We start from the raw sequence: 6352 nt of genomic DNA, 5'->3' as shown, positions 1-6352 counted from the left end.
TAAAAAATATGGCATTAGCTTTGCTCTAAAGATTAGAAATTTTTAGGGAAATAAATATGAATTTAATAACCCATCCAGTACTTTTTAAAACATCAATATTTGGTTTAAGTGTTTTAACCACATCGATCACTTTGGCAAATGCACGAGAAATAGCAAAACAGTCTGTAAAGGATGATGCCATTACCCTACAGTCTGTAGTGGTTACTGGTTCCAGAAAAAATATTAAAAGTGCGCTCGAGGCATCAGCACCAGTCGATATTGTCTCGACTACTGATCTGCTCGAAACAGGTGAAAGTGATTTATCCAAAGCACTTGCGAAATTATCTTCGTCAGCCACTTTACCTACATCGCCTGGTGGAGGTTTTTCAGCGTCTATTGGTGCAGGTATTGCATTACGAGGTCTAAACTCTGAACAAACGTTGATCTTGATCAATGGTAAGCGCCGTCACACTTCAGCTTATTTTACCCGTCAGACTTTTGCGGGGGCGCGAGGTTCAGCCGGGACTGATTTGAGTCTGATTCCGATCAGTGCGGTAGAGCGTGTAGAGATTTTACGTGATGGTGCTGCAGCCCAGTTTGGTTCTGATGCGATAGCAGGAGTTGTCAATATTATCCTGAAATCCAAAGATCAGGGAGGAGGTATAAGTTATCAGGCAGGTATTTACTCTCAGGGAGATGGTGAGCAGCATAAACTGAATGCATGGAAAGGGATAAAGCTTCCCAATGATGGCAGTTTGACTTTAGCTCTGGATGTAGGGAAAAAGGATACGATTTCGATTACTAATCCCGATACTCGTGTTTTTTATGGATCGAAGCCTAATCCCAAAAGTAAATATCAGGAACATAATACACCTTATCGAAAATGGAACTTCGGTTCGCCAGAAGTCAAAGACCAGATCAACTTGAGTTATAACGCAGACCTGCCACTGAATGATGCGATCGCATTATATAGTTTTGGAACCTATGGTCACCGTAAGGCGTTTGGTGAAAATTTTTATGAGCCACCATCGACACCCGGTTTATTAAATCAATCTGAGTATTTTAAAGATCGTTATCCTGATGGTCGCGTTCCGTTGAGCATTGTCACGATAGATGATTTTGCACTGACCATTGGTGCTAAAGCTGGTGATCAAAAAACAGGTAAAGTTGATGCTTTTGCGACTTATGGACGCAATAAAGTTCATACAGATCAGGGGAATGGTATTAATCCAAGTTATGGCCCTGATTCACAGTCTGGCTATTCACTTGGTGATAATATTTTTTCTCAGCTCAATACTGGGATTGACTACAGTCGTAATTTTTCGACCTCATGGTTGTATAGCCCTATAATTTTTTCGGCTGGAGCACTCTATCGCTGGGAAGAATATCAACAGGTTGCAGGCAATCCTATTGCCTATACCAGAGGACCTTTTTATAACCCAAGCCCCGTTTCTGGTGTAGGTGTCCCCCCTATTTATGCAGGAATTACCAATGAAGATTCTCGTAAAATTAACCGCGATGTATACGGTGCATATATAGATGCTGAAGCAGATGTCATCAAAAGCCTGAATGTTGGGGTGGCACTGCGCAGCGAGAAATATTCAGATTTTGGTACAACGACAAATGGCAAGCTCACACTAAAATATGACTTTAACCCAGAGTTTAGCCTACGTGGTTCTGCAAGCACGGGTTATCGAGCACCATCTTTAACCCAGCTTGGCTATTCTACATATAGTGTCCAGACTGTAGATATCAATGGTGTTTGGCAGGATGTACAACAGCGAACATTAATTGCGGGAAGTGAAGCAGCCAAATTACTTGGTGGTGGTGAGCTTAAACCTGAAAAATCCACCAATTATTCGCTTGGTTTGGTATGGAAACCGGCAAAACAGACCTCTTTAACTTTGGATGCTTATCAGATTGATATCCATGATCGAATCTTATTATCCGATAACATTACAGGCAGTATTGTCAGCAATACTTTTCAGGGGACTGAATATTCAAAAATTAATAACGTCGCCTTTTTTAATAACCTGTTAGATACGCGTACACGTGGTGCAGAGTTTTCTCTAAAGCATGATCTTGATTTACAGCAATATGGCATATTAAAACTCAATCTTGCGATTGCTGGTAATGATAATGAAATTACCAAAGTCCGTAACGCTGTTACCTCGAAAGGTCAGGTGATTTCATCTTCGTTAATTGCAGGGCGCAATACCCGAAGTCTGATTGAATCTGCCGCACCTACCAGTAAAGTGACTACAGGACTGTTATGGAATCTGGGAGATTGGAGTGTCAATACAGCTGTACGCCGCTATGGAAAATGGAAAATTTTAAATAATACCGATCCCTCTTTAGACCAAACATTTGGTGAACAATGGGTGGCTGATCTTGACATTGGGTATAAAGCTGACCGTTTTGTTAAAGGGCTAAAATTTAATATTGGTGCAGTGAATCTATTTAATAGTTTCCCGGATCAAACTGTTTCTGCAGCTCCTTATGGTGTGGTCAAGTACACCTTAAATTCGCCAGAAGGCACTTACGGCACCTATTTATATGCCCGTGCAAGTCACGACTTTTAAATGATCGGGATGTCGAGCATGCACAATATATTTAAACGCTTTGCCTTTGGCATAATCACTTTATCCATCCAGCAAGCACATGCTTTGCCTGCTGTTACTGAATATCCTGCAGCCAGTGCATTATATGGAGACCGGACTCTTTCTGCTTTTTATCAGTGGAATGAGAAAGTACCATTTCAAGCAGGTCTGTTATTACGAAGTGAGCCTTTAGAAGAAAGGATTCGTTTAGCTCAGGCTGATCAACAGTACCGTATTTTATTTACGTCTACTGATGGGATGGATGGTCATTCACCTCGCATTGTTTCAGGTTCTTTATTTATCCCCAAAGGTAACCCTCCTGCGGGTGGATGGCCTTTAATGGTCTGGGGGCATGGTTCTGTTGGTATGGCAGATCAGTGTGCGCCGTCATGGGCAGGGCGTGTTTATCGAAATGCAGATTATCTAAATCAATGGTTAAAAAAGGGTTTTGCTATTGTAGAAGCTGATTATCAGGGTTTAGGTGTTGCTGGACCACATTGGTTAATCAATATTCCGCAGCTTTCCTATAATGTTCTGGATAGCGCACGTGCTGCACTCAAATCAAATCATCAGATCGCAAATAAAATTATTATTGCAGGGCAGTCGCAAGGCGGAGCTGCTGCGTTTGGTGCTGCATCATATGCAGCAAGTTATGCACCAGATCTTAATATTAAGGGAACAATTGCAACTGGTGTAATTTACCAATCCAGACAGAATCAAGCACCGACATTGGTTCAGGCAAATCCAAATATTCCAAACCCTGCTTTGGCGTATCAAATTTTAAAATTCTATGTCTTGCAACAATATGATCCAACCTTGAAGGTTTCAGAAGTATTCAAAACAAAAGCAATTCCTTTAGTTGAGCATGAACGCTCACAGTGTATTCCACAAATTTTCTCTGACGTTGCTTTTGAGAAGTTAAGCTTTGCAGATGCTTTATTAGATAAACCATCCGAAAAATATCTCAATTTACAACGTCAATTTAATCAGAAATACGGGCATTACCCAACTTTAAAAATTGCGCATCCTGTCTTTATTGGTACTGGTGCAGAGGACAAAACCCCTGATGCACGTAGCCAAATGGCTCTTGTCAAAGATGCTTGTCAACAAGGTACGCGTGTTCAAGCACATTTATATCACGGTCATGGGCATAGTGAAGCTGTGCCCAGGTCTTTTCCAGATGCAATCCTCTTTGCACAGCAAGCGCTCAATGATGAGCCAATTCCCCATGTATGTTCAATTAATTTTAAATAAGAGATGTTTATGAAAATGAAAAATCTTGCTCAAACTTTAGCTATTTCGCTGTTTGGTTCGATGACAGTTTGTTCTAGTTTGACGTATGCTGCATTAGCCCCTGAACCTCAGGAAAAATATGGTGATGGTCGGGTTTCATCATTCTATACATGGACGGAACAGATTCCAGATAAACCTGGAAAATTACTCAAAACAGAAAATATTACCAGTCCTTATATCCGCTTGGATAATGATAGCCAGGCCATTCGTATTTTATATTCATCAACCAGTGGCAAGGATAGTAAAACACCGATTGTTGTTTCAGGTAGTATTCATTTGCCAAAAGGTACTCCGCCAAAAGGTGGCTGGCCAGTCGTATTATGGGCGCATGGAACAGTTGGACTGGCAGATGCCTGTGCTCCGTCATGGAATGGACGCTCATATCGAGATGTGCAATATTTAAATAGCTGGTTAAAAGCAGGTTTTGCAGTTGTTGCAACAGATTATGAAGGGCTTGGAGTTGCTGGGCCACATTTATTGTTGAATAACCCGATGCTGGCTTATAGTGTATTAGATAGTGGAAGATCGGCATTACAGAGCAAATTACCGTTAGCTAATAAGTTTGTTATCGTTGGGCAGTCACAGGGAGGGGCAGGTGCAATTTCGGCTGCTTCATATTCCGCAACATATGCACCTGATCTAAATATAAAAGGTGCTGTGGGAACTGGAGTGATTTACAGATATCCTCAAGCAGAAACAGAGCAAAACCTGATTCGGATGAATCCGCATGTGGTTAATCCAGCACTTGCATACGGCATATATAGCTTTTTAGCCACGCAGAACCTAGCTCCAGAGCTGAAGGTCGAAGATGTATTTACAGCAGAAGCAGCCCCTTTGGTTGAACAGGGGCGGAATGCCTGTTTATCCAGTTTTATGGCTGATATTGAGCTGTCTGGTATCACGGCTGCGCGTGCATATAAAGCTGATCAAGCGCCTATTTACAAGACTTTGCAGGCAGAACAAACCAAAGCATATGGTTACTATCCGACACTGAAAATAAATTTCCCTGTGTTTATAGGAACAGGTGCGAATGACCGGACACCAGATGCACGTTCGCAAATGAAATTGGTTGCAGATGCATGTAAAGCAGGAACTGTAGTAGAAGGACATCTTTATCACGGACTGGGGCATAGTGAGACAGTAAATGCTTCGCTAAAAGATTCTATTCCTTTTGCTAAAAATGTTATTGACGGGCAAAAAATACAAGCAATTTGTAATCCTGTCATCCAATAATAAAAAAGCTCCTTTGATGACGATCAAAGGAGCTTTTTAGATTTTGAAATTAAGCGACTCTTTTTTTACGTTTAGCTGCTTCCTCTCGAACTGTTGGAATAATATAGCGTCCATAGTCCACAGTATCATAGACTGGGTCATAACCACGATTTAGGAACGTTGTTACTCCCAGATCAACATAATTCAATAAGGACTCAATAATCGTATCAGGTGTTCCCACAAGTGCTGTAGTATCACCATATGCGCCAACAGCAGTTGCAGTAGGCATCCATAATGCTTTGTCATGATGGTCAGCTTGTTGTGCAGCAGCTAACAGGCGCTGTGAACCTGTACTTTTGATCTGATGACCAGTGACGCTACTATTATTTTGAAAAAGTGGATTTTTTTGAATATCAGATAATATTTTTTCGGCTCTTTGCCAAGCAAGTTCTTCAGTTGCACCAATAATGAGACGTACTGAAAGACTAACTTCAGGTTGCGGTCTATTGGCTTTTTCAGCAGCATTTTTTAATTTGCTGATTTGTTCTTTAACTCCTGAGAGAGGTTCACCCCACAGTGCATAAAGATCTGCATGACGGACAGCAATATCATAAGCAACATCGGATGAGCCACCAAAAGAGATCGGGATAGAAGAACCATTGACTGGTTTTAGAGGACAAAATGCATTTTTAATATTAAAATATTTACCTTCATAATCAATTGGTTGATCACTAGACCAGAGTGTTTTAATAATTTCTAAATACTCACCTGTACGCTCATAACGTTGGACTTTATCTACAATATAATCACCTTCTTGTGGTTCAGCTGTGATCCCAGTGATTGCATGAATGCGTATGCGCCCGCCACCAGATGTATGATCAAGGGTCGCAAAAGAACGTGCAGCCAGATTAGGTGTCAATAATCCTGGTCGATGAGCAATCATAAATCCCAATTTTTCAGTATGTTGTGCCAAGAAAGCAGCAAGCTGGGTACTATCTGGGCTATTGGGACCACTAGCGATGAGGACTTTGTCAAAACCCGCATATTCATGTGCTCGGGCATGATACTTTAAATAATCAAGGTCAATTTTATCAAAGATACGGGTAGTTTTTGTTTCCGACCATTGATTTGGAAAAACCATACCGACAAATTCAATGCTCATAATTAAACTCTGGTAATCAAAAAATAAGTTGAGCAATTAAAATGCCAAAATTAAATATGATTTAAAACAATGATGTAAAATTAAAAATAATCAGATTATGTTTGAT

General features: G+C 40.8%; 4 protein-coding genes. 3 read left to right on the top strand and 1 reads right to left on the bottom strand.

Translation table 11 applies throughout. The annotated features are described in order from the left end of the window. Positions 1-56 precede the first annotated feature (56 nt). The 3 genes from KPC_RS16870 to KPC_RS16860 are packed head-to-tail and all read left to right on the top strand — an operon-like array spanning position 57 to position 5105. On the top strand, positions 57-2561 hold the full coding sequence (locus KPC_RS16870) for a TonB-dependent receptor plug domain-containing protein (protein ID WP_121975513.1): 2505 nt from the start codon (positions 57-59) through the stop codon (positions 2559-2561). A gap of 18 nt (positions 2562-2579) precedes the next feature. Next, positions 2580-3833, top strand: coding sequence for a lipase family protein (locus tag KPC_RS16865; RefSeq protein WP_121975512.1), 1254 nt, complete (start codon positions 2580-2582; stop codon positions 3831-3833). A 60-nt stretch (positions 3834-3893) separates the two neighbouring features. After that, positions 3894-5105, top strand: coding sequence for a lipase family protein (locus tag KPC_RS16860; RefSeq protein ID WP_228212306.1), 1212 nt, complete (start codon positions 3894-3896; stop codon positions 5103-5105). Positions 5106-5154: 49 nt separating this feature from the next. On the opposite strand, the gene KPC_RS16855 is transcribed toward KPC_RS16860, so the two are convergent. Then, on the bottom strand, positions 5155-6246 hold the full coding sequence (locus KPC_RS16855; protein ID WP_121975510.1) for an LLM class flavin-dependent oxidoreductase: 1092 nt from the start codon (positions 6244-6246) through the stop codon (positions 5155-5157). Positions 6247-6352 lie beyond the last annotated feature (106 nt).

The organism is Acinetobacter stercoris (genome assembly GCF_900323515.1).
GTDB classification, from domain to species: domain Bacteria; phylum Pseudomonadota; class Gammaproteobacteria; order Pseudomonadales; family Moraxellaceae; genus Acinetobacter; species Acinetobacter stercoris.
The sequence above is the reverse complement of the archived record's forward strand: the minus strand, read 5'-3'. Positions and strand labels throughout refer to the sequence as shown.